21 protein-coding genes and 1 pseudogene are annotated in these 21,076 nt (G+C 67.0%); 18 read left to right on the plus strand and 4 right to left on the minus strand.

Features of this window, described 5'->3' with window-relative positions:
* Positions 1–4 precede the first annotated feature (4 nt).
* The 5 genes from xth to AC4GYY_RS07975 all read left to right on the plus strand — a co-directional run bounded on the left by xth (position 5) and on the right by AC4GYY_RS07975 (position 6,197).
* The gene (gene xth, locus AC4GYY_RS07955) at positions 5–805 is read left to right on the plus strand and encodes an exodeoxyribonuclease III (protein ID WP_491119733.1); all 801 of its coding nucleotides are present in this window, start codon (positions 5–7) and stop codon (positions 803–805) included.
* Positions 805–1,263, plus strand: a complete 459-nt coding sequence (locus AC4GYY_RS07960; protein WP_491119734.1) for an NUDIX hydrolase — start codon at positions 805–807, stop codon at positions 1,261–1,263. The genes xth and AC4GYY_RS07960 overlap by 1 nt, the downstream gene beginning before the upstream one ends.
* A 224-nt stretch (positions 1,264–1,487) precedes the next feature.
* Complete coding sequence (locus AC4GYY_RS07965) at positions 1,488–2,999, plus strand: hypothetical protein (RefSeq protein WP_491119735.1); 1,512 nt, start codon at positions 1,488–1,490, stop codon at positions 2,997–2,999.
* A gap of 5 nt (positions 3,000–3,004) precedes the next feature.
* Positions 3,005–4,165 (plus strand): caspase family protein, encoded by a 1,161-nt coding sequence (locus tag AC4GYY_RS07970; RefSeq protein WP_491119736.1) that lies wholly within the window; start codon positions 3,005–3,007, stop codon positions 4,163–4,165.
* Positions 4,155–6,197: a pYEATS domain-containing protein gene (locus tag AC4GYY_RS07975; RefSeq protein ID WP_491119737.1), complete on the plus strand. Its 2,043-nt coding sequence runs from the start codon at positions 4,155–4,157 to the stop codon at positions 6,195–6,197. The genes AC4GYY_RS07970 and AC4GYY_RS07975 overlap by 11 nt, the downstream gene beginning before the upstream one ends.
* A gap of 129 nt (positions 6,198–6,326) precedes the next feature.
* Here the strand turns inward: AC4GYY_RS07975 and AC4GYY_RS07980 are convergent, their stop codons facing one another.
* A complete protein-coding gene (locus AC4GYY_RS07980; protein WP_491119738.1) occupies positions 6,327–7,451 on the minus strand; it encodes a hypothetical protein in 1,125 nt (374 codons plus the stop codon).
* Between the two features lie 511 nt (positions 7,452–7,962).
* Here AC4GYY_RS07980 and AC4GYY_RS07985 point away from each other — a divergent pair.
* Genes AC4GYY_RS07985 through AC4GYY_RS08015 form a run of 7 tightly spaced genes read left to right on the plus strand, consistent with a single transcriptional unit; the run spans position 7,963 to position 11,519 of the window.
* Positions 7,963–8,181 carry a hypothetical protein gene (locus tag AC4GYY_RS07985; RefSeq protein WP_491119739.1) on the plus strand — a complete coding sequence of 73 codons (219 nt, stop codon included), beginning with the start codon at positions 7,963–7,965 and terminating at the stop codon, positions 8,179–8,181.
* Positions 8,178–9,122 (plus strand): cytochrome c oxidase assembly protein, encoded by a 945-nt coding sequence (locus AC4GYY_RS07990; protein ID WP_491119740.1) that lies wholly within the window; start codon positions 8,178–8,180, stop codon positions 9,120–9,122. The genes AC4GYY_RS07985 and AC4GYY_RS07990 overlap by 4 nt, the downstream gene beginning before the upstream one ends.
* Before the next feature lie 25 nt (positions 9,123–9,147).
* Positions 9,148–9,714 (plus strand): SCO family protein, encoded by a 567-nt coding sequence (locus AC4GYY_RS07995; RefSeq protein WP_491119741.1) that lies wholly within the window; start codon positions 9,148–9,150, stop codon positions 9,712–9,714.
* 53 nt (positions 9,715–9,767) lie between these two features.
* Positions 9,768–9,950 carry a hypothetical protein gene (locus AC4GYY_RS08000; protein ID WP_491119742.1) on the plus strand — a complete coding sequence of 61 codons (183 nt, stop codon included), beginning with the start codon at positions 9,768–9,770 and terminating at the stop codon, positions 9,948–9,950.
* Entirely contained in the window at positions 9,923–10,432 is a 510-nt protein-coding gene (locus AC4GYY_RS08005) for an SOS response-associated peptidase family protein (RefSeq protein ID WP_491119743.1), read from the plus strand. Before AC4GYY_RS08000 ends, AC4GYY_RS08005 begins: the two co-directional genes overlap by 28 nt.
* Positions 10,433–10,480: 48 nt before the next feature.
* Positions 10,481–10,831 carry an antitoxin Xre/MbcA/ParS toxin-binding domain-containing protein gene (locus AC4GYY_RS08010; protein ID WP_491119744.1) on the plus strand — a complete coding sequence of 117 codons (351 nt, stop codon included), beginning with the start codon at positions 10,481–10,483 and terminating at the stop codon, positions 10,829–10,831.
* 13 nt (positions 10,832–10,844) lie between these two features.
* The gene (locus AC4GYY_RS08015; protein ID WP_491119745.1) at positions 10,845–11,519 is read left to right on the plus strand and encodes a hypothetical protein; all 675 of its coding nucleotides are present in this window, start codon (positions 10,845–10,847) and stop codon (positions 11,517–11,519) included.
* A 26-nt stretch (positions 11,520–11,545) separates the two neighbouring features.
* On the opposite strand, the gene AC4GYY_RS08020 is transcribed toward AC4GYY_RS08015, so the two are convergent.
* Positions 11,546–12,688 carry an aminotransferase class V-fold PLP-dependent enzyme gene (locus AC4GYY_RS08020; RefSeq protein ID WP_491119746.1) on the minus strand — a complete coding sequence of 381 codons (1,143 nt, stop codon included), beginning with the start codon at positions 12,686–12,688 and terminating at the stop codon, positions 11,546–11,548.
* Positions 12,689–12,771: 83 nt separating this feature from the next.
* Between AC4GYY_RS08020 and dndB the strand changes: the two genes are divergently transcribed.
* The 6 genes from dndB to AC4GYY_RS08050 are packed head-to-tail and all read left to right on the plus strand — an operon-like array spanning position 12,772 to position 19,536.
* On the plus strand, positions 12,772–13,842 hold the full coding sequence (gene dndB / locus AC4GYY_RS08025) for a DNA sulfur modification protein DndB (RefSeq protein WP_491119747.1): 1,071 nt from the start codon (positions 12,772–12,774) through the stop codon (positions 13,840–13,842).
* On the plus strand, positions 13,832–15,349 hold the full coding sequence (gene dndC, locus AC4GYY_RS08030; protein ID WP_491119748.1) for a DNA phosphorothioation system sulfurtransferase DndC: 1,518 nt from the start codon (positions 13,832–13,834) through the stop codon (positions 15,347–15,349). Before dndB ends, dndC begins: the two co-directional genes overlap by 11 nt.
* Entirely contained in the window at positions 15,346–17,325 is a 1,980-nt protein-coding gene (gene dndD / locus AC4GYY_RS08035) for a DNA sulfur modification protein DndD (RefSeq protein WP_491119749.1), read from the plus strand. Before dndC ends, dndD begins: the two co-directional genes overlap by 4 nt.
* Positions 17,315–17,689 carry a DNA sulfur modification protein DndE gene (gene dndE / locus AC4GYY_RS08040; RefSeq protein ID WP_491119750.1) on the plus strand — a complete coding sequence of 125 codons (375 nt, stop codon included), beginning with the start codon at positions 17,315–17,317 and terminating at the stop codon, positions 17,687–17,689. The genes dndD and dndE overlap by 11 nt, the downstream gene beginning before the upstream one ends.
* A gap of 3 nt (positions 17,690–17,692) precedes the next feature.
* A complete protein-coding gene (locus tag AC4GYY_RS08045) occupies positions 17,693–19,138 on the plus strand; it encodes a DNA phosphorothioation-associated putative methyltransferase (protein ID WP_491119751.1) in 1,446 nt (481 codons plus the stop codon).
* Positions 19,139–19,182: 44 nt separating this feature from the next.
* On the plus strand, positions 19,183–19,536 hold the full coding sequence (locus AC4GYY_RS08050) for a DUF2958 domain-containing protein (protein WP_491119752.1): 354 nt from the start codon (positions 19,183–19,185) through the stop codon (positions 19,534–19,536).
* Positions 19,537–19,625: 89 nt separating this feature from the next.
* Here the strand turns inward: AC4GYY_RS08050 and AC4GYY_RS08055 are convergent.
* Positions 19,626–20,297, minus strand: a pseudogene (locus AC4GYY_RS08055) (GIY-YIG nuclease family protein); the annotation flags it as partial.
* Positions 20,297–20,944, minus strand: coding sequence for a hypothetical protein (locus AC4GYY_RS08060; protein ID WP_491119753.1), 648 nt, complete (start codon positions 20,942–20,944; stop codon positions 20,297–20,299). The pseudogene AC4GYY_RS08055 and the gene AC4GYY_RS08060, both read right to left, overlap by 1 nt.
* Positions 20,945–21,076 lie beyond the last annotated feature (132 nt).

A 21,076-nucleotide genomic window follows, 5' to 3' on the forward strand; every position in this document is an offset into this window, starting at 1 on the left:
CCGGATGAAGATCGCTACCTACAACGTGAACGGCGTCAACGGCCGCCTCCCCGTGCTGCTGCGGTGGCTCGAGGAGTCCCAGCCCGACATCGTCATCCTACAGGAACTGAAGGCGCTACAGGACAAGTTCCCCGAGAGCGCGATACGCGACCTGGGCTACGACGCCATCTGGCACGGCCAGAAGAGCTGGAACGGCGTCGCGATGCTCAGCCGGGTGGGCGAGATCCACGAGACGCGGCGCGGACTGCCCGGCGACCCGGACGACAAGCAGAGCCGCTACATCGAGGCGGCGGTGAACGGCATCCTGATCGGGGGGCTCTACATGCCGAACGGCAATCCCAGGCCGGGACCGAAGTTCGAGTACAAGATGCTCTGGTTCGAGAAGCTGATCGAGCACGCCGCTTCGCTGCTCGCCTCCGGCCTGCCGGTGATGCTCGCGGGCGACTTCAACGTGATGCCGACCGAGCGGGACGTATACAAGCCCGAGCGCTGGCTCGACGACGCCCTGTTCGCGCCCGAGGTCCGCGAGGCGTTCTTCCGCCTGACCGGACAAGGATGGACGGATGCGCTGCGCACGGTCCATCCGGACGAGACGATCTACACGTTTTTCGATTACTTCCGGAACGCCTACATCCGGAACGCAGGGCTCAGGATCGACCACCTGCTACTCAGTCCGCCCCTCGCCGAACGGCTGGTCGACGCGCAGGTCGACCGTGACGTCAGGGGCTGGGAAAAGACGAGCGACCACGCGCCCGTGTGGATCCGGCTGGCCGACGAGAAAACCAAGAAACCGAAGCGTCCCTGATGCCTGCGAGAAGCGCCGGCATCCTCCTGCATCGCACGGAACGGGGGCGCCTCGAGGTTTTGCTCGTGCATCCCGGCGGCCCGTTCTGGCAGAACAAGGACGCTGGCGCCTGGCAGATCCCGAAGGGCCTGGTCGAACCCGGCGAGGACGACGAGACGACCGCGCGGAGGGAGGTCGCCGAGGAGCTCGGGATCGAAATCGGCGGTCAGCTCAATCCACTCGGCGAAGTCGTGCAGTCCAAGGGGAAGACCGTCGTCGCCTTCTCAGCGGAGAGAGACGTCGACCCGGCGGCGGTCATCAGCAACACGATCGAGATCGACTGGCCACCACGCAGCGGCAGGAAGCTCACCGTGCCGGAAGTCGACGAGGTGCGTTGGTTCGGCATCGACGAAGCGCGACGCTACATCCTCCCCAGCCAGGCTCCGTTGCTGGACCTGCTTGCGGCCGTCGGGGCCTGACATCCAGCGCCGCGCGGCCCGCCCACCTCATGACGGATGCTTGGCTAGCGACGGCGCGGTTGCTTGTGCGGACCGCGATGCCGCGATAACCTCGACGAGCGGGATGTCCGTCATGGGACTAAGGGCGGGTCGCGAAGAATTCGGCGAGGCGGTCTTTAGTCGAAGGCCTTCGAAGGCAAGACGACGCGCGCCTGATCGGACTACTTGCTTCGGGGGGGGAGCGAATGGCGGTTTACCGGGTGCTGACGCGGAACGGCGTCGCTGACGAGGGCCAGGACAAGCTGCTGGGCGAGCTGGCCGCGGAGCTCGCCAAGCCTCAGGCGAAGCTGTTGCTCCATCTGCACGGAGGTCTCGTTCCGGAACCGAGTGGCATCGCCACCGCCGACCGGCTGTCCGGCCCTGTTCCCGACGGCTGGGCGCTCGGGGAAGACTGGACGCAGGTCTACGTGGTCTGGCGGACTGGCGCCTTCGAGTCGATCGCCTCCGATTGGGAGACGCTCGCGCGCGACGACCGGCTCTACCAGGCGATCATGCGCAGGCTGATCGCGTTCGCCGCGCGGAAGCTGGCCATCCCGCTTGTGGACGCGCGCGGCGGGTCGACGCCGACCGCGCCCGACGACGAGGAGATCCTGCGTCGTATCATGGGTGAGGTGGAGCCGACCGCGCCGTTCACGACCTTCGCCGGTGTCCTAGCGCCGGACACGCCGCCGGGCACGCGAGCCGCCGCACTGGGTCCGCAGAGCGACGGTGCGCTGGCGCTGGAATTCGAAGGCGAGCTCAAGGGCGACAAGCTGTTCCAGAAGGCCGTCGGCGACATCGACGCGGTGGTGAACGTGAAGGCCGATGGCCGGACCGCGCTGGCGCCCGCAGACGCCGCCCGTGGAGAGGCGTCGTTCGAGCGCCTGGACAGCACGGTCAAGGCCGAGCTGATGGAGAATGCGCCCGACGGGACGCCGGAACGGCGCGGACCCGTGTCCGTCGCAGCCTTCATCCTGAGCCACGCGACGCAGATCGCCTACCGCACCTTCAAGCGCTTTCGCTCGCGTCGCGACCATGGCCTCCATGCCACGATCGTGGAGGAACTCTGCCGCGAGTTCTACGGCGACATCGTGGGGGCCGGTGTCTGGGGTTTGATGGTCAAGCACGCGGCGGACCATTTCGGCCAAGGCGGCTACGGTGGGTCGCTGGTCGCGCTGCAGGCGGCGCAGGCACCCGCGAAGATCGTGGTCACGGCACACAGCGCGGGATCTATCTGGGCCTCGCACCTGCTCATGGCGATGCATGACGCGGGCGTGCAGTCGCCGGTCGAACTCTTCCTGCTAGCGCCGGCCGTTAGGCAGAGTCTCTTCGCGACGGCCCTCGCGAAGGCCGGTCCTCAGATCGGGCGCTGCCGCATGCTGACCATGAGCGACGAGCTCGAACGCCGCGACGCGGTGCTCGGGCACGACAAGGGCTTCGTCTACCCGAGCTCGCTCCTCTACCTTGTCTCGGGGCTGTTCGAGAACGACGGCAAGGATCCGTATCCCGATACGCCGCTCCTCGGGATGGCCCGCTTCGCCTCGCCATCGTGGCTCACGCCGTCCGAGCTGAAGGATGCCCAATCGATCGCGACGTTCTTCCAGCAACCGGACAAGGGCGTCCTCCACGCGCAGCAGGCCGAGGTCACGATGGCCGACACCCACGGTGGCTTCTCGAGCGAGCACGCGACACTCGCGACCGTGCTTTCAATGTTCTGAGCGCGATGCGGTCGATCGCCATCGTAGTCGGGATCAACGAATACCCGCAGCACACCTATCAGGCGCAGCTCCACGGCGCTGTCGCCGACGCGTGCGACTTCGCCGAATGGGCCCTGGAGGACGCCGGCGGCGGCGTCGAGCCGGAGGACCTGTTCTTCTGGACCCATCCCTGGCCGCAGCCAGATCCGGGAAGGCTTCGCGACTATCTGAACGGCCAACTTCCCGCATGGCATCACGACCACTCGGGCCAAGCCGAGCCGGATCAGGGAAGACCTCCAGCGGCGAGCGAGATCATCTACACGATCGAGCGGGCCGGACGTCAGGCCAAGGAAGCCGCCTTCGGTGGGCCGCCGACGGACATGCGCGCCCTGATATTTCTTGCCGGGCACGGTCTGCGCGCCGTTCCGTTCGGCGGTCTCGCCGAGGAGACATGTTTCGTCGCCACCGACTTCCGACCCAATGGCAGCAACCTCGCTCCAGGCCTGGTGCCTGCCGAGAGCCTGCGCCGATCGCTCCTCAACCACCGCTTCAACGAGGTGGTGATGTTCCTCGACTGCTGCCGCGTCGAGACATCGCAACTCACCATGCAGGCCGTCTCACTCGCCGATCAGGACGGCGAGAAGAGCATGCCATGGAGCCTCGCGCTCGCCGCGCAGGACTACCTTCCGGCCTATGAGACGGCCACCGCGCCGATCCGAGGCGCGTTCTCCGCCACACTCATGACCGGTCTGCGCGGATGCCGGGAGGGCGACACCCACGAGCTGACGGCCGCCCGCCTGCGGGACTACGTCCGCGCGAACATCTCGACGCACACCGACACGGGGCAGCTGCCCAACGTGACATTCCGCCCCGATGAGACCGGACCGGTAATCGTGACGGGTGCCGTGGCGCAAACCGCCTCCGCGCCGGCGGCGCAGGCGGGAGTGCCGCCAGCGATCCTCGTCGCCGGTCCGCTGGCGATGCTCGCCGATCTGCCGCCGGGCACCGAGCTGGTGCTGAAGGACGGCGACGGCGCCGTCGCCGGCGTGGGCCCGATCACAGCGGGGCCAGATCCGGTCCAGCTGCCGGCACTGGCACCCGGGCTCTACACGCTCGAGGTCGTCAGCCAGCCAGAACACTATCAGGACTTCCGTCACCCTGGCCGGGAGCAAGTCATTGTCCGCTGAGCCGCACCCTTCAGCAGTCGAACTGGTAGCGACCGCAGGCCCGGGCGTCGCGATCCGCATCTCCGACGCCAGCCTGCGCGAGATCGGCCGGGGTGCGGACTCGGTCACGGTTCCGGCGAGCCCTGGCCTGTACATGATCGAGTGGGAAAGCGCCGGCTCGCACCAGGAGACGCTCCTGCGGATCGAGCCGGGTTCCGCCTCGCCGCGCATCGTGAACATGAAGGACGCGCTCGCAAGCATGGCACCGCCCTCGGGACGTCCGAAGGACGCTCCGATGGTGCCGGGCTTCTCTGGCGCCCCGATGCCGCATGAGGGCCTGATCGTCCTCGTCGGAAACGAGCTGAAGCCGTCCGAAAAAGCCTACGAATCGTCCGTGGCGGTCATCGTCGCGGGCGAGGACAACCTGTCGCCGGCGGAAGCCTTCCTGGGCGTCCGGCTGTTCAACCGGGGCAACGAGGCCGCACTGAACTCGAACAAGCGCGACGAACCGCAGCTCGCCCTCGCTAACGGCGAGTTCGCGCGGTGCTACCGCGTCCGCCCCGGACGCTTCCACCTTCGTTTCAAGTCAACGACCGGCGAGACATTGGGCCAGAGCGTGCCCGCGCTCGCGGGTCGCCAGACGATCGTGTTCCTTTGCGCCGCGAAGGCGAACCTGCTCGTGGCGGACGGTGACCGCTTCAAACGGGAGGTCGGCGTGGGCATCGACCCCAGCCGCACCGTCATGGTGACCGTGGACGGCAACGAGGAGCCCGAGCGGATTCGGGAGCGCATCCGTCTCGCCGGCGTGCTCCTCTACGACCTGGCGGCCGGCACCGGCTCGCTCTCGCGCGAATTCGTCAACGTCCTGTGTCAGCAGCGGACGGACCCACTGCTGAAGCTCTACGGCGCGCTCGTGGCGAAGACGTGCCTCGACCTCGCCCGTTCGCCTGCGATCGACGAGTCATGGCCAATCGAGCCATCGAAGGTCGGGGGCTTCCGCAACCGATGGATGCGTCTCGTCGAGGCCTGGATGGCGGAGCCGGACCAGCCGGGCATGCCCGTCGACGCCACCGCGCTGTGGTGGCGGCTGCGCAGGGAGCGGGAAGCTGACGCCAATGCGGCAATCAGCGACAACGTTAGTGTGCCGGCGCGCATCGAGGTGCCGCCGATGATGGAGACGGCGTGGCGATGGGCGATCTCGCACAGCGTCGAGAACCCCAGCTCCGTCCCTTCGACGCCGAGCCTCCTGGCCGCCACCCGCTCCGCCGGCGGAACGACCCCGTGGCTCTGCTGGAAGGCTGCGGCGTCGAAGGCGGCCAAGGGCGCCGACGTTAGGAACGCGCCGAAGGACCTGAGCCAGGTAATCGAGATGGTGGCGCGGAAGGGCGGCATCCTCGCGTCGCGAAACGACCACAGGTCCGACGACGCGTATTCCGCGCTCAGCACAGAGGTCGCAGCGACGGTGATGCGCACCGTGCAGCTGGCGAGCAACACGCGGTTCGAGACCTCGCCCCCGGACAGAGCGGGACTTGGGATCGAGCTGCCCGAGGCGCTGGCCCTGTCGCTCTCCCTGCCGGCCGTCCAGCTGCGCCGCCGCCTCGGGCGCGCCATCGAGGAACTCGACGCCGCTCTCTCGGACTCTCCGGGAAAGTCGACGAAGCGCGGTCGGAACCGCCAGCCGAGCTCGGCACCCGGACTCGCCCGGAAGATCGAATACCCGGACGACCTGCAGCGCGGCCGGTTCGGTGAAGAGAGCCGGCGGGGCGGGTTCCAGATCTCGGCGAAATTCGCGACGACGAGTAGCCGCGACTGGACCCGCATCATCATCAGGGTTCACGGCAAGGTGCCGGACGGGACCCCGATCGAATTCCACCTGCACGACAGCTTCAAGCCGCCACTCGAGCGCGAGGTGTTCAGGAAGGATGCCGCGGAGATCACCGTGACCGTATGGGGGGGCTTCACCGTCGGGGTTTGGATCCCGTCCGCCGAGATCGAACTTGAACTCAACCTGGCGAAGGTGCGCGGCGCCCCGCATAACATCCGGACGCGCTGAACCCGCCGTCCCCTGCCGACGTTTGTTCCCTCTTCGTCCGGATAATGTGGGGATAGCCCGGGCCGTTGAGAAGCAGAGGGTCATGTCCAGGCTACACGCCGTCGCCGGGAGCGCGATCGCGATAGCGGATCACTTCGGGATCGATGCCGCGCCCACGAGGTCCGCAAACGCGGGCAAGTGCGCGATCTCGGCCGCGATGGTGCGCGCGGAGATCGAACCCTCCAGCCTCGTCAATTCGTCCCGCGCCGTCTCGAGGAAACGGTCGACGCCAGACGCCGACTGAGCCTCGACCGAAGCGATCATGCGCCTCAGCCGCTCGAGGACATCGAAGATGCCCAGCTTGTCCATCACATAGGAGCGCCGTTCCTTATCGTGCTTCGCAAGCTCGGCCGCCCTCCGCCGTCTCGACTGTTCGACCAGTTCGGCAGCGGCGCGCGCCTCGTCCTCGCGCCGTCCAACAGCCATGCCAGCGGCATGCGCCGCGAACGAGGTGAGGATGTCGCCGATCCTGTCTAAGAGGGTGCGCCCGCCGCGGTCGGAGAAGCGGCGCTGCGCCGAAGCGCGGCTGCCCCAGGTCACCATCTCCAGGATCGTCTCTCCGGTGGGCACGTAGGCCTCGGGCCTGCGCCACCACATGTAGTCCTTGATCTTCGAATCGCTCGGTTGGGGGACCTTGCGGATCACCTGGTTCACGGAGAAATCGATCTTCTCGCCATCGACGACCATCGTGAGGCCCTCGCGCCCGGCGGCTAGCGAGTACCCCCTCGCGCGGGCCGCGTGGACGAGCGCGTTGAGGAGTTCGGCCACGCCCGCAATCGTGTCGGGGTGCGCCCGGATGCGGAACAGATCCGGCTCGCGGCAGCGGATCGACCCATCGAGCGACAGGGTGTCGCGACGAGCAACCGCGATCGACCGGCGCACGAGCCCGTCACCCTTCTCGGGCCGAGGCGCCGGCACCGTCAGCGCACGCGCGACCTCGATCGCGGCCACGACCTCGTCCGGCTGCCGCTGAGTGTATGAATGGATCACGATCCTGTCCGCGGCGCTGCAAGCCGACGGCGGCAATGGCACCTTCGGCGCTGGCCTGCCGGCGTTGACCAAGCCGCGGTATCTCGCATTCGGCACCGGCACATCGTGCTTCACGCACTGCTTGCGCAACGCAACGTCGGAGATGCCGAGCTCGGCGGCCACCTTGGTCATCGCCCTGTCCCAGACGAGGTCGTAGAGCTCCTGGCGCGTGAGGGTTCTACGCATGGCGTGCGCTCCATCCATCGTTGATTGCGCCGGTTCCCTGTGTCCGAACGCGTCGGGATGACAGCCAGACACGAAGTGCTGGGCTGTCGGCCTGTGCGACCTATACACCGTCCGCAAGCGCAGCCGAGGTCGCCGCCAATTTCGGCGGGGCCGGGTCCTGCGACCTGCTTCACGTTCAATCCGCACAGGAGCGACCAAGCGACCGACAATTCGCGCGGCCGACGGCTCCCTCGCCATAGAGGGTTGATAGGCTTGGGCGACGTCGTCTGGCAGGTCGATTAGGCCTCGATTTCAGCCAAGTTGGTTTGCATCGGGCGATGGTCATCGCGTGCTGGGCGGCGTCCATTTTCGAGGGATGAACGTCCTCCACCGATGGCCCCGGTCGGGGCAATGCGCATCGGGGAGACCAGATGCCCAATGCCGACCAAGCACGATCCAGCTTCCTCTCCGAGCCGCGGATGACGTCACCCGTGGACCGGACCCTTATGGACATCGACGAGGACACCGCATCGTGAACGACCTTGCCACCAAGGTCGCAGATGAGGCAGCAAGCGTTACGGATGGCCGGACGAACGGCGCTCGCGCTAATAGACCCGCCCCCGTCGACCCAGCGCTGCGTCGGCGCATGCGCCGACAGGCGCGACTGCTGCTGCTGGCGGCGGTCTCGATGCTCCTGCTGGCGCTGTCGGTTCCGTTCGTGCTGCAGCGCTTCGACATCGCGATTCCATGAGCGGCTTGAGCAGCTCCTGGGATTGGCTTGCGCGGCAGGATCAGCGCCATATGGCCGCAGCCGTGGTGGCCATAGGCGCCGTGCAGTTCGCGATGGTGACCGAATTGCCGGCGTTCCTTCCGCTCTGGATGCCGTACGAGTTCTCCTGGGGCGTGTTCCTGACGGTCGCCTTCTCGCTGCTCTGGTTCGTTCGCGGCATGGGGCTCACCGCTCCCGAGGAACGACCCGGCACGTGGCGCCTGTCGGCCTTCTTCGTCGGCGTCGCGCTCATCTACGTCTCGATGCAAACCTACATCGACTACGCCGCGCAGCACATGTTCTTCATACACCGGCTCCAGCATCTCGTGCTGCATCACACCGGACCGTTCCTCATCGCGTTGAGCGATCCTGGCGCGATCATCACCCGGGGGATGCCTGAGCCGATCAAGAAATGCTTTCGCGGCCGGTGGATCCAACAGACGCTCGGCGCGGTCCAGCAGCCGGCCATCGCCACCTTCCTCTTCGTGGGCCTCATCTACCTTTGGCCGGCGCCACCCGTGCACTTCTACGCCATGCTCGACCCACGCCTCTACACCGTGATGAACTGGAGCGTGACGATCGACGGTATCCTCTTCTGGGCGCTCATCCTCGATCCCCGACCAGCGCCACTCGCCAGGACCGGCTACGGCGCACGAGTCTGCCTCTGCCTTTTGATCATACCGCCCCAGATCCTCCTCGGCGCCCTCGTCACCTTCAGCACCAAGGATCACTTCGAGGTCTACGAGATCTGCGGCCGAATCATCGCGATGACGGGCCTCGAGGATCAGCAGTGGGCCGGCCTCATCCTCTGGATCCCACCATCGATGATGAGCGTGATCGGAGCCATCCTCGTGCTGAACAACCTGCGCCTGAACGACGAGAGGGCCGAGGCGCTACTCGAACGAGTGATGCAGCGTGCCTAAGATCCGACGCATCAGACAAGCGGCGTTGGCTCTCGTCACGTCGATCACGCTCGCAGGTTGCGGAGGCGACGCTTGGCGACTGGTCAACATGGAGCACCGGCTCCCGCCGCTGTCCTTCGATATGACGAGCGTGCGCGACAGCAGGAGCGTGTCGGCCAAGGATTTCCGCGGGAAGGTTGTCATCCTGGAGTTCGGTTACACTTCGTGCCCGGATATCTGCCCGACCACGCTGGTCAACCTGTCGAAGGTCCTGCGGGAACTCGGGAATGAGGCGGACGACGTGCGCGCACTGTTCGTGACGGTCGATCCCGAACGGGACTTACCGAGCGACCTCAAGCAGTATGTCGAAGCGTTCGCCCCGCAGGTCGTCGGGCTTCGGGGCACCCCGAACCAGCTGGCGACGCTAGCCCGGCGATATCGGGTGGCATACTCCGTGAAGCCGGCGCCGAACCCGGCTGAAACGGAGGTGATGCACACCCCGACACTGTTCGTCTTCGACCGCAAAGGGCGCATTCGCCTGATTTCGCCGGACATCCACGACAACGCAGGCATGACACATGACCTGAGACGGCTCATCGCCGAGCGAACCTGAAACGGCCGAGCGCGTCGGGATGACAGCCGAAAGCGGAGTGCTAAGCTGCCAGCATGTGCAACCTGTACACCGTCCGCAAGAGCGCAGCCGAGGTCGCCGCCCATTTCGGCGTGGCCGACCCGATGGCGAGCAACGCCCCCGAGGAGGTCTACCCCGGCACGCGGGAATGGTGGTGCGCCAAGGTCAAGGTGGCCGGGTCCTGCAATCGATGGCCTGGGGTTTCCCGCTTCGCCTGAAGGGCATGTCGCCGACTGCCAAGCCAAAGCCGGTCAACAACATGGCCGACCTGAACAAGCCGATGTGGAAGGGATTGGCGGCGAAGCCGCAGTGGCGATGCCTCATCCCGGTTACGGCCTTCGCCGAAGCGGAAGGTCCGAAAGGCGCCAAGACGCGGACCTGGTTCAACGTGGGGGACCAGCCGATCTTCGCCTGGGCGGGCCTCTGGAGGATCAGTGACGAGTGGGGACCCGTCTACTCCGGCGTCATGACCGACTGCAACGAAGCCATCCGCCCGATCCACGACAGGATGCCGGTGCTGCTGATGCCTGACGAATACGACCAGTGGCTGAATGGCGGCTTCGACGACGCAGTCGCGTTCCAGTCCCGCTGCTTCCCGGACGACCTGATCGAGATGACGAGGACGACCGACCTGTGGGTCAAGCGCAAGCAGACGGAAGCTCCGACCGCCCTCCTGAGCCGTCCGATTCCCGCCGCTTGACAGAATTATGATGTATATATATCCCCGGTATATGAAATGGGATACGATATGGATGCATCGGTTGTCGAACACGGGATGGCCATCCAGCGGAGCCTGGCCGCGCTGGCCGACTGGGGGCTGAGCGAAGACGAGCGCGAAGCCGTCGTCGTCTGCGGCATCGGGAGTGACGAGCCCGGCGCCGCCGTGGCGCTCGAGACGCGGCACCGGCATATCGTAGACGTCGACCGCGCGGTGGGCGCGCTCGTCGGCCGCGCATCGCTGCTGCCGCTTTGGCTGCGGCTCCCGCAGGACGCGCTCGAAGGCCTGACCCCCCTCGAGCTCATCACCGGCCACGTCGCCGGACTGCGGCACGTGCGGCAACTCCTGGTGCGCGAACGCCTCGAGCGCGGCTTCAACTGAGTTGCGCGGGTTGGTGCTGCGGGTCGAGCCGGACCACCCGGCCGCGACCGTCTACTCCCGCGCCGGTCGACGTCACCTGCGGCAGACGATCGCTGCCGCGGCGATGATCGAATTCGAGATCGGCCCCTTCGGACTATGCAGCGACGTCAACCTCCACAGCATCGACAAGCGGATGGCGGGAGAGCTCGCGCTGATCCTGTCGGTGCAACGCAAACTGAGCGACCTCGAAGGTGCGGCCGGGCGCCTGGTGACCTTCGATGGCGTGCACGACCTCTCGCTGATCCGGCTCGGCGCCCTTCGTCACCGGAGTTTCCTGCCCGGGGGAGCGGCCGCGTGGCTGCGCGACATCCGCGACGCGCACGACGACGTGTTCGAGATGATCGATCCGTCCGGCAAGTCCGGCGCCACCGTGGCTGGGTTTCGCGCCGGACTTTGCGGACGGCGGCCTGCGACCGACAGGTCTGAGGGACCCCGGCGGCGCGAGCGCGTCAGAGCGGAGTTCGAGGTGATACGGACGTTCACCGCCTATCTCCACCTCCTGTCGGAGCAGCATCAGTCCGTGAGGCCGCTGGCTGTGGGCGTCGCCGCGATCGCGGACATGATCTGGGCGCGGTCGCGGACGCTGCCGCACCTGTTCCCGATCCTCGAAACGGAACTTTTCGAAACGTTCGCCCCGGTCCCGTTCTGATGAAGCAGGTGCCGACCCAACTGCGCTCAGGAAAGCATCCGGACCACCGCTGCGATCTCCGTCCAGGGCACCTGTCCGACCTCGTGCGACCACGAGATTCTCACGGTGCCCCGCAGCACGTCGTCCGTCACTCCCATCGCTTCGAGGACGTGCGACGGCCTGTAGTGCGCGGACGTGCAGGCGGATCCATTCGAGATGGCAGCCACACCGCGCAACGCGACCATCAGCGCCTCGGAATCGACGCCCGGAAAGGCGACAGCCAGGATGTGCGGGAGCGTGCGGCCCGGCTCCCCATGCGAGACCGCGCCGAGTGCGCCGAGTACCTCGGTCCCTTCCGACCGGATCGCTGCGCACTTCAGCTCGCGCTCCTCGCGCTCAAGACCCGCCAGCTCGCTAGCGAGCCCCAGACCGGCCACCAGCGGGACCGGAACGGTGCCCGGACGCAAGCCCCGCTCCTGGCCACCCCCGTGCATGATCGGAGCAAGTTTCGGGCGACTCCCGCCCTGCCTCACCAACAGGGCCCCAACCCCCTTGGGTGCGTAGATCTTGTGGCCGCTGATGCTCGCGAGGTCGATCCGCGAATGGGCCAGTTCGTGGCTGAGACGCCCGAACGTCTGCGCGGCATCGACGTGAAGCGCGGGACCCTCAGGCAGCGCGTCGGCGATCTCCACGACCGGCTGGACAGCGCCGGTCTCATTGTTCGCGTGCATCACGGTCACCAGGAGCGTGTCCGGGCGGACAGCGCGCAGCACATCCCCGGCGGCGACATGGCCGGAGACGTCCGGGCGAACCCTAGTCACGTCGTAGCCCTCGCGCTCGAGCGCCTCCGTCGGCCCGATCACCGCGCTGTGCTCGATCGCGGTGGTGACGATGTGCCGCCTCTCGCCCCCTTCGGCCTTCGCCAGCCCGAGAATGGCCAGGTTGGAGCTCTCCGTCGCACCGCTCGTGAAGACGATCTCCTCCGGCGCGGCGTCCAGCTCGCGCGCGACGCGCTCTCGCGCCCTGCTCACCTCCCGCGCAGCCGCGACGCCCTGCTCATGCGTGCGGCTCCCGGCGTTCGCGAAGTCGTCACGCATGAGCCGCATCACGAGTTCGACGACCCGCCGATCGACCGGAGTGGTCGCCGCGAAGTCGAGATAAAGTGCCGATGGTACGTGAAAATTCGACAAACTACGTCTCTCCAATTGACGCACTGCGTCTGTCGAGACATAGCCTATCACGTCCACCATGACGCTGGAAGCGGGGATTAGCGATGCAGACTGCCGGGAGCTACGTTTTTCCCGCTGTCCGCGGGATCCAGGCCGGACGCGAATACTATGTGTCGATGTGTCCGCTGCGCATGCTCGTCATGCTGTTCCAGTTCGACGACATCGACCCGCCGGAACTTCGCGCGCAGCGGCAGCTCAACCGCGGACGCGTGCCGGAAATCGCGCGTTACATAGTCGATCATGCCGATTCCTACGTGTTCTCGGCGATAACCGCCTCGATCGACGCGGACGTGCGCTTCGAGGCAACCGGCGCGAGTGACGTCGGCACGCTGCACGTCCCCCTTTCGGCGCGCTTCATCATCAACGACGGTCAGCACCGCAGGGCCGCGATCGAGCAAGCGCTCCGTCAACGTCCCGCGCTTGCCGACGAGACGATCGCGGTCGTTTTCTTCCACGACCGCTCGCTGGCCAGGTGCCAGCAGATGTTCGCGGACCTCAACCGCTACTCGATACGGTCGTCGTCCTCACTCAACGTTCTCTACGACCACCGCGACGAGAAAGCCGCGATGGCGCGCGCCGTGCTGGACTCTGTCCCAGACCTCAAGGAACTCGTGGACATGGAGCGGTCGAGCCTGTCGAAGGGGTCGCGCAAGTTGTTCACGCTCAGCGCGCTCCATACCGCGACCAGCCAGCTACTCGCCAACTCGCCGGAAGAAGGCCGGTTGGAGAAGGCAGTCGCGTTCTGGAAGGACCTCTACTCGAGGTTCCCGGCGTGGGCCGAGGTTCGCGCGGGCGACAAGTCCGCCGGCCAGGTCCGAAACCAGTGCATCCATGCGCACGGGGTGGCGCTGCATGCGCTCGGCCGGGCAGGCAACGCCGCCCTGAACCGCGGTCCCGAAGCCTGGGCGCGGGGACTTTCCGGCATCGAGCGCATCGACTGGCGGCGCGAGGCCCCCGAATGGGAAGGTAGGGCTACCGCTGGCGGCAACCTGGTGAAGAGCGCGCAGAACGTCATCCTCACCGGCAATCTCATCAAGACCACCCTCGGCATGGACCTCTCGCCAGAGGAACAGCGCCTGGAGGACGCGTATAATAGGAGCACTAATGTCGAGTGAACCCGGCCCACGGAGGGCCGCCACCGCCTTCGCAGACGGCTTCAAGGCGACGATCGCCGAACTCGTCGAAGAGATCACCGCGCTCTACCTCGCCGATGAGATCCCTTGGATCATCGGCTACAGCGGCGGCAAGGATTCCACCGCGACCCTGCAGATGGTCTGGCTTGCGCTGTCCGCGCTGCCCGCCGACCAGCGGCACAAGCAGGTGCATGTCATCTCGACCGACACGCTTGTCGAGAATCCCGTAGTGGCTGCCTGGGTCTCGCGCTCACTGCGGCTCGTCGACGAGAAGGCGCAGGCGGCCAATCTTCCCATCAAGGCCCACCGCCTGACGCCGGATCCGACAAACACCTTCTGGGTCAACCTCATCGGCCGCGGCTATCCGGCACCGAGACCGAAGTTCCGATGGTGCACCGAGCGCCTCAAGATCGACCCCTCGAACCGCTTCATTGGCGAGATCACGCGCACCAACGGCGAGAGCATCGTGGTGCTCGGCATGCGCAAGGCGGAATCCGGAGCGCGGTCCAAGGTCATGGAGAAGCTGGAGGGGCGTCGCCTCCGCGATGGCCTCAGCCCCAACGCGTCGCTCGCCAACTCCTACGTCTACACACCGATCGAGACGTGGACCAACGACGACGTCTGGCTGTTCCTCATGCAGGTCACGAACCCGTGGGGCTTCGACAACCGTGACCTGCTGACGATGTACCAGGGCGCGTCGGCCGATGGTGAGTGTCCGCTCGTCATCGACGCATCGACTCCCTCCTGCGGCGACAGCCGCTTCGGTTGCTGGGTCTGCACGCTGGTCGACAAGGACAAGTCGATGCAGGCGATGATCCAGAACGATCAGGAGAAGGAGTGGATGACGCCGCTCCTGGCGCTGCGGGACGAACTCGACGTCCGCAGCGAGGAGACGGGCAAGCGCGATGACCGCCACCTGCGTGACTTCCGCCGGATGAACGGCTCGCTCCAGCTCCACAACGACCGCCTGATCCACGGCCCCTACACGCAGGACGCGCGCGCGATGTGGCTACGGCGCGTGCTGGATGCCCAGACCCACATCCGCCTCCACGGCCCACCGGAGATGGCGGACATGGAACTCGTGACCCCGGAGGAGTTGCACGAGATCCGTCGGCTTTGGGTGTTCGACAAGCACGAGACCGAGGACCTTCTCCCTGGGATCTACGTCGCCGCGACCGGGCGGACCTACCCGGGTCCGCCGATCTCGGACGATCTCGGCACCGCCGCCGCCGACACGCAGCTGCTCCGGGAGATGGTCGACGACGACACGCTGTTCTCGCTCACCAGGGAGCTGCTCGACGTGGAGCGGCGCCACAGGACCATGACCCGGCGGGCCGGGCTTTTCCGCGAACTGGAGGGCTCTCTGCGGAGGAACGCGTTCGCCACCGTGGAGGAGGCGACGGAGGCCGCGCTCGAGCGCCGCGCCGCGTTCGCCCCTGAACAACTCGCAGCGTCGCCCGAACTCCCGCTAACGGAGACCGGCGCTTGATCATCGACGAGCTTACCATCCACGATTTCGGTGTTTACGCGGGGCGGCAATCAACCATCCTCACTCCGGAATCGCAGCAGAGGCCGATCATACTCTTCGGTGGGCTGAACGGTGCCGGGAAGACCACGCTGCTCGACGCGCTGCAGCTTGGGATCTACGGACCTTCCGCCGCCGTATCGAACCGGACCGGATCATACGACGACTATCTCCGCGGCTCCATCCATCGCCGGGCGACCACGCCCGAAGCCGCCATCGAGGTCGCCTTCCGCCATGTCTCCGAGGGCAGCGAGCGATCGCTCCGTCTCCACCGGTCGTGGTCGGTACGTGGCGCCCGCGTCAGGGAGAACTTCGAGGTGATCCGCGATGGGCGCGCCGATGCGCTGGCCGCCGAACACTGGGCCGAGCTGATCGAGGAGATCATGCCAGCACGGATCGCGGAACTCTTTCTCTTCGACGGTGAGAAGATCGAGGCATATGCCGACCTCGAAGGTGCGTCGCGCCTAATCCGGACCGCGATCCAGAACCTGCTCGGCCTAGACGTCATCGAACAGCTGACGGCCGACCTGGTCCTCCTCGAACGACGGAAGCGGAGCGAGGCGCCGAACGCGTCGGCGCCAGACCGCGGGGCCGAGATCGCGGTGCGGATCGAAGCCCTCGAAGGTGAGCGACGGGGACTCGTCCAGCGGAAGGCGGCCGTCGTCAACGAGATCGAGCGGCTGGAATCCCAGCTGCGCGAGAGCGAAGAGTCCTATCGGCGCGAAGGCGGCGGTCTCGCGGAGCAACGGCTCGCGCTTGAAAGTTCGCTCGCCGATGCGGCCGCCCGCGTCGACGACCTGAGACGGATGCTACGCGACACGGCGGCGGGGACGCTGCCGCTGGCGATGGTGCGACCGCTTCTGGCGCGCGTCCACGACCGCTGGGAGCGACAGGACCTGCGTTGGCGCATGCAGGTCGCCGAGGGCCTCGTTGCGGCGGAGCGCGACGCGCTCAGGCAGATCGTATTCGCTTCCGACATAGGCGACAGCGGCAGGACCGAGATCCTTGACGCCATCGAGCGCCGTGCTCTCGACAATCCAGTCGATGGCCCACCAGTGCCGGAGGTGCCGAGCGGCGCACGCGGTCAGCTCGCCGGCGTCATGTCCGGGGCCCTCGACGACGCCGTCGACGCGGCTTCATCGTGCGGGCAGAAGCTGAGCGCCGCGCGGACGCATCTGGGCGACGTGAAGGGCGCGATCGCCTCCGTCCCACCGTCGGAACGTATCCAGCCATTCGTCGACAGTCTCGCGGAGGCGCGGCGCCGTCTGTCCGAGGCCAGGGTCGACCAAGAGTCGCGGTCCGAGGCGATCGCCCGCCTTGACCGCGAGTTGGTGGACCTCCGCGCGGCCGAGAAGAGCGCCCACGACGCCATGATGACCGACCGCTTCGCAAACGAGGACGTGCAGCGGATGCTCGGGCAATCGGTCAGGGTGCGAGAGACCCTGAAGCGGTTTCGTTCGGCGGTCGTCAGGAAGCACGCAGCCAGGATCGAGAGCGCGATCCTGCGTAGCTTCCTGGACCTGGCGCGGAAGCAGACGCTGATCGCCAGCGTTCGGATCGACCCGGAATCATTCGCCATCGAACTCGTCGGAAGCCGCGGCGAGTCTGTGACGCCGGAACGACTTTCTGCGGGCGAGCGCCAGATACTCGCCGTCGCGGTGCTCTGGGGGCTGGCCCGGGCCTCCGGACGTCCCCTCCCGACCGTGATCGACACGCCACTCGGCCGCCTCGATTCGGCGCATCGGCGCGGGTTGATCAGCCGCTACTTCCCGAAGGTCAGCCACCAGACGATCCTGCTCTCCACCGACGAGGAGATTGCCGGACATGCGCTGAGAGCGCTCCGGCCCTCCATCGGGCGTAGCTACAGGCTCGTACATGACGAGACCACGGATGCGACGCGGATCGAGCCCGGCGAGCTGGAGGACACCAATGTCGATTGAGCAGATTACCCTGTCGAAGCAGGCTCGCGAACAGCTGATCCGGCTGAAGCGACGCACCGGCATCGAGCACTGGAACGTGCTGTGCCGATGGGCCCTGTGCCGGTCGCTCGCGGAACCGAGCGTACCGCCAGCGACACGCCACCCCGCGGACAGCAACGTGGAGATGAGCTGGAGGGTGTTCGGTGGGCGGCAGGCCGACCTCTACTACGCGCTGATCGAGGAACGCTGCATCGTCGACGGCCTGGATCCAACCGCCGAGACGGTCTCCCAGCAATTCCGACTGCACCTGCACCGCGGCATCTCCTACCTCGCCGCCGACCGCACGATCGCCGACATCGATGCCCTGACGAACCTGGCGGCGTAGAGCGTGGCCGAGCGGCCCGAGCGGCATCGCAGCGCGATGCGCCGGACCGCGCTCTCCCGTCCAATGCGCCTGGCTGTCGAAGACGGACTGATCGGCGTCGGAACCACCGTCCTGGACTACGGCTGCGGGCTGGGGGGCGACGTCCGCCATCTCGGCGCCGCGGGCGCGGACGCCGTCGGTTGGGACCCGGCCCACGCGCCGCGCGGCGATCGCCGGCGCTCCTCGGTCGTCAATCTCGGATACGTCGTGAACGTAATAGAGGACGCGGCGGAACGCCGAGACACGCTACGTGCGGCTTACGGGCTGTCAGCCGACCTGCTCGTGGTATCGGCCAGGCTGCTGGACGAGGCGCCGGTCGCGGGGCCGCGCATGGCTGACGGGGTCCTGACGCGGATCGGTACGTTCCAGAAGTTCTTCGAGCAGCAGGAACTGCGCGCATGGATCGACGCGGCGCTCGACGCGAAGTCGATCGCGGCGGCACCCGGCATCTTCTACGTCTTCGCGAACGAGGACGCCCGCGTTAGATTCCTGGCATCCCGGATGTCGCGCGGGCGGTCCGCCGTCGCCACCCTCAAGCCTCCGCCGGACCAGGCTGTCCTGTCTCCGCTCGTCGACTTCCTCGCCGATCACGGGCGCGCGCCGTCACCGGCCGAGCTGCCGGAAATGCTCTCCATCGGACGGATCGCGGGGGGTGCCGCCAGGGCGGTGGCGCTGGCCGGCGAGCTGGTACCCGACCTGCAGTCCGTCCGAAACCGATGCGCCGACGACCTCATACTCATGCTCGCGCTGGCGCGGTTCGATGGACGGCCGAGGGCGTCGCAGATGCCGGAAAGCGTACTGGCGGACGCCCGCGCCTTCTTCGGCAGCTACGCGGCGGCGTGCCAAGCGGCGGACTCGGCGCTTGTCGCACTCGGCGAGCCCGGTGCCATCGCCCGGGCTTGCCGGCAGGCGCCCTTCGGTAAGCTGATGCCGACCGCGGTCTACGTGCATGCCGACGCGATCGCGGAGTTGCCGCTCGCGCTGCGGCTATACGAGGGATGTGCCCGTGGATACGCCGGGGCCGTGCCGGGAACCACCGTCGTCAAGCTGGGTATCGACCAGGCCAAGGTGACATATTTGCGCTACGACGAGTTCGATAGCGAAGCGCACCCGTCGCTGGTGTCGTCGACAAGGGTGCATCTGCGCGAACTTTCCGTGCGGACCAGGCGCTACGACGGATGGGCGAACCCGCCGATCCTCCATCGCAAGGAGCAGCTGCTCGTGCCGAGCGACCCTCGGCGCGCCGCACTGTCACAGCTGACAAAATCCGAAGAGCAGCACGGGCTCTATGATGATCCGGCGACGATAGGAACGCGACGCGGCTGGCACGATGCGCTCGATCGCGCGGGCGTCGAGATCAAGGGACATAGGCTGATCCCGCGCGCCGCTGCCCCCAGCGGAACGGAGTAGAGTCCGGAGAAGGTCCTTCAGATCAACGATCTGGAGGGAAAAAATTGGTAACGTGGCTCACCGATGACGAACGCCGAGGGCTGCTTGATAACGGCCTTAGGGCGGCGTCAGATCCTGGCTTCGACCCACCGCCTCTCGTCCGCCTCTTCACGCCGGACGGATACGCTTCCTGGCTGCTGACCGAACTGGATCCGCATGATCCGGACCTCGCCTACGGCCTTTGCGACGCCGGCATCGGGCAGCCTGAAACCGGGCACGTCCGATTGTCAGAGCTGGCGGCGCTGACAGGCGCGACAGGCATGCCGGTCGAGCGCGACTGGGGCTTCATGCCTGTGCCAAGCATGACGCTGTCGGTCCTTGAACGCATGGCGGCCGAAGCGGGTCGGATCGCCACCTGAAGACCCGCCCCCGCGATCAACGCGACGAAGCTGTCGCTGTCGGACACCGCGAACTCGCCGCCGACGCTCAGACCGAGACGGTGCACCGCATCGAGAATGCCCTGCTCTAGTTCATGCGCCGAGAAGACGTCGTCGCACCGGCACGACGCGAACAGCCGCCACCGCATGGCGGCTGCAGGCGGAAAGCCGCAATTAAGTTCCTTCACCCGCCGTTGAAGATCGTTCGTCCGCCCGATCTTGAAGAGGCGCGCGCCATCGCAGCCCGCGCCCGGCACCACGGCGTCGGCGTCGCCGTCCAACACCAAGGCGTAAACCGTGCCCCTGTCGTCGGTCCGATCGATCGTGAACACCCCGAGCCGCGGCACCGGACCGCGTGACGGGGCAACGATCCACGCCCGGAGCCGCGCCTCGGCGACCGCGGCCTGGGCTTCGAGATCTTGGTCACGGCCGCGAAACAGGCCGATCAGTTCGCGCGCCACCGCGCCCAACCGCGTGGCGAACGCTTCGTCGGCCAGGCCACGCCGCAGCCGGCCGGCCTTGACGGCGACGGCCCTTTCCGACCGCGACCATCCGGTCAGGTCACGTCCGGATGCGAGTGCGACCTGCGAGAGAAGCGTCGCGACCTCCCGTAACCGGGCCGACGGCGATCGCGGATCGACGATCTCCCCGGACACCGCGATCCACAGCACAACCAAGGTTTCCAGGGGCAGCCAGCATGCTCGGCCTTGCGAGCCCGGCATCGCGTCGCCGACCGCCAGCATCAGGGCCGCCTGGCGAGCACCGTCGGCACGAACGTCATCGTGACAGCCTGCGCGTGAAGGTCAGCCGACATCCAGGCGAGCAGGTCGAGCGCGTCCTGGTGAAGCGCGGCCAGATCCATGTCGAGCAGGGGTTCGTGGTGCCCGATGGCATTGCGCAGGCGCAGCACGCGATCAGCCGTCTGCGAAATCGCCGCGAATGGGCGGTGACGATAGTTAGGGAAAACGACCCGCTGATGATGGCGCCAGAACAAGTCGAAGAACCGCGGCCGCAGGATCGCGACCCAGGTACCGAAGGTGATCTCGGCCACGACGTCGGCGTGTGCGGTGCGCCCCTTCGACCCGGCATGGGTCTCGGCATCGGCCAACGCCGCCAGAGTCACGTGGGTCGCCTGCGCGCGGAACTTGGGCGCATGCCACCAGTGCGTGCCGAACTCCGCCGTCAGGGCGGCATCGGTGCGGTTGCGGATCGCGACCTCGACCCACTCCAGCAGACGATGGAAAGCTGCGCCGACGTTGGAATTCCACGCGTGCAGGCGCACCGCACGCGCCTGATTGCCCGCGGCTTCGGCCAGGAAAGGCTTCATGTACTGGACGCCGAGCTCCTGCTCGAGCATCGCGTACGTGAGGGGTTGCAAAATCGACGCCATTATTCTATCTACCTGCCTGTGCGCCGGACATGGCCCCTGATGCCTTGAGCATCATACCACTCCGGACCAAGACCCCGCGTTGGCTACCTGCCACCGCGGGGTTTTTCGTTTCGGCCGCACCGGCGGTCGGTC

The organism is Sphingomonas sp. SP6 (assembly GCF_058313435.1).

What these genes read in the sequence shown, in the direction of transcription:
- xth (WP_491119733.1), top strand. Translation starts at nt 5, where the DNA reads ATGAAGATCGCTACCTACAACGTGAACGGCGTCAACGGCCGCCTCCCC.
- AC4GYY_RS07960 (WP_491119734.1), top strand. Translation starts at nt 805, where the DNA reads ATGCCTGCGAGAAGCGCCGGCATCCTCCTGCATCGCACGGAACGGGGG.
- AC4GYY_RS07965 (WP_491119735.1), top strand. Translation starts at nt 1,488, where the DNA reads ATGGCGGTTTACCGGGTGCTGACGCGGAACGGCGTCGCTGACGAGGGC.
- AC4GYY_RS07970 (WP_491119736.1), top strand. Translation starts at nt 3,005, where the DNA reads ATGCGGTCGATCGCCATCGTAGTCGGGATCAACGAATACCCGCAGCAC.
- AC4GYY_RS07980 (WP_491119738.1), bottom strand. Translation starts at nt 7,451, where the DNA reads ATGCGTAGAACCCTCACGCGCCAGGAGCTCTACGACCTCGTCTGGGAC.
- AC4GYY_RS07990 (WP_491119740.1), top strand. Translation starts at nt 8,178, where the DNA reads ATGAGCGGCTTGAGCAGCTCCTGGGATTGGCTTGCGCGGCAGGATCAG.
- AC4GYY_RS08000 (WP_491119742.1), top strand. Translation starts at nt 9,768, where the DNA reads ATGTGCAACCTGTACACCGTCCGCAAGAGCGCAGCCGAGGTCGCCGCC.
- AC4GYY_RS08005 (WP_491119743.1), top strand. Translation starts at nt 9,923, where the DNA reads ATGGCCTGGGGTTTCCCGCTTCGCCTGAAGGGCATGTCGCCGACTGCC.
- AC4GYY_RS08010 (WP_491119744.1), top strand. Translation starts at nt 10,481, where the DNA reads ATGGATGCATCGGTTGTCGAACACGGGATGGCCATCCAGCGGAGCCTG.
- dndB (WP_491119747.1), top strand. Translation starts at nt 12,772, where the DNA reads ATGCAGACTGCCGGGAGCTACGTTTTTCCCGCTGTCCGCGGGATCCAG.
- dndC (WP_491119748.1), top strand. Translation starts at nt 13,832, where the DNA reads ATGTCGAGTGAACCCGGCCCACGGAGGGCCGCCACCGCCTTCGCAGAC.
- dndE (WP_491119750.1), top strand. Translation starts at nt 17,315, where the DNA reads ATGTCGATTGAGCAGATTACCCTGTCGAAGCAGGCTCGCGAACAGCTG.
- AC4GYY_RS08060 (WP_491119753.1), bottom strand. Translation starts at nt 20,944, where the DNA reads ATGGCGTCGATTTTGCAACCCCTCACGTACGCGATGCTCGAGCAGGAG.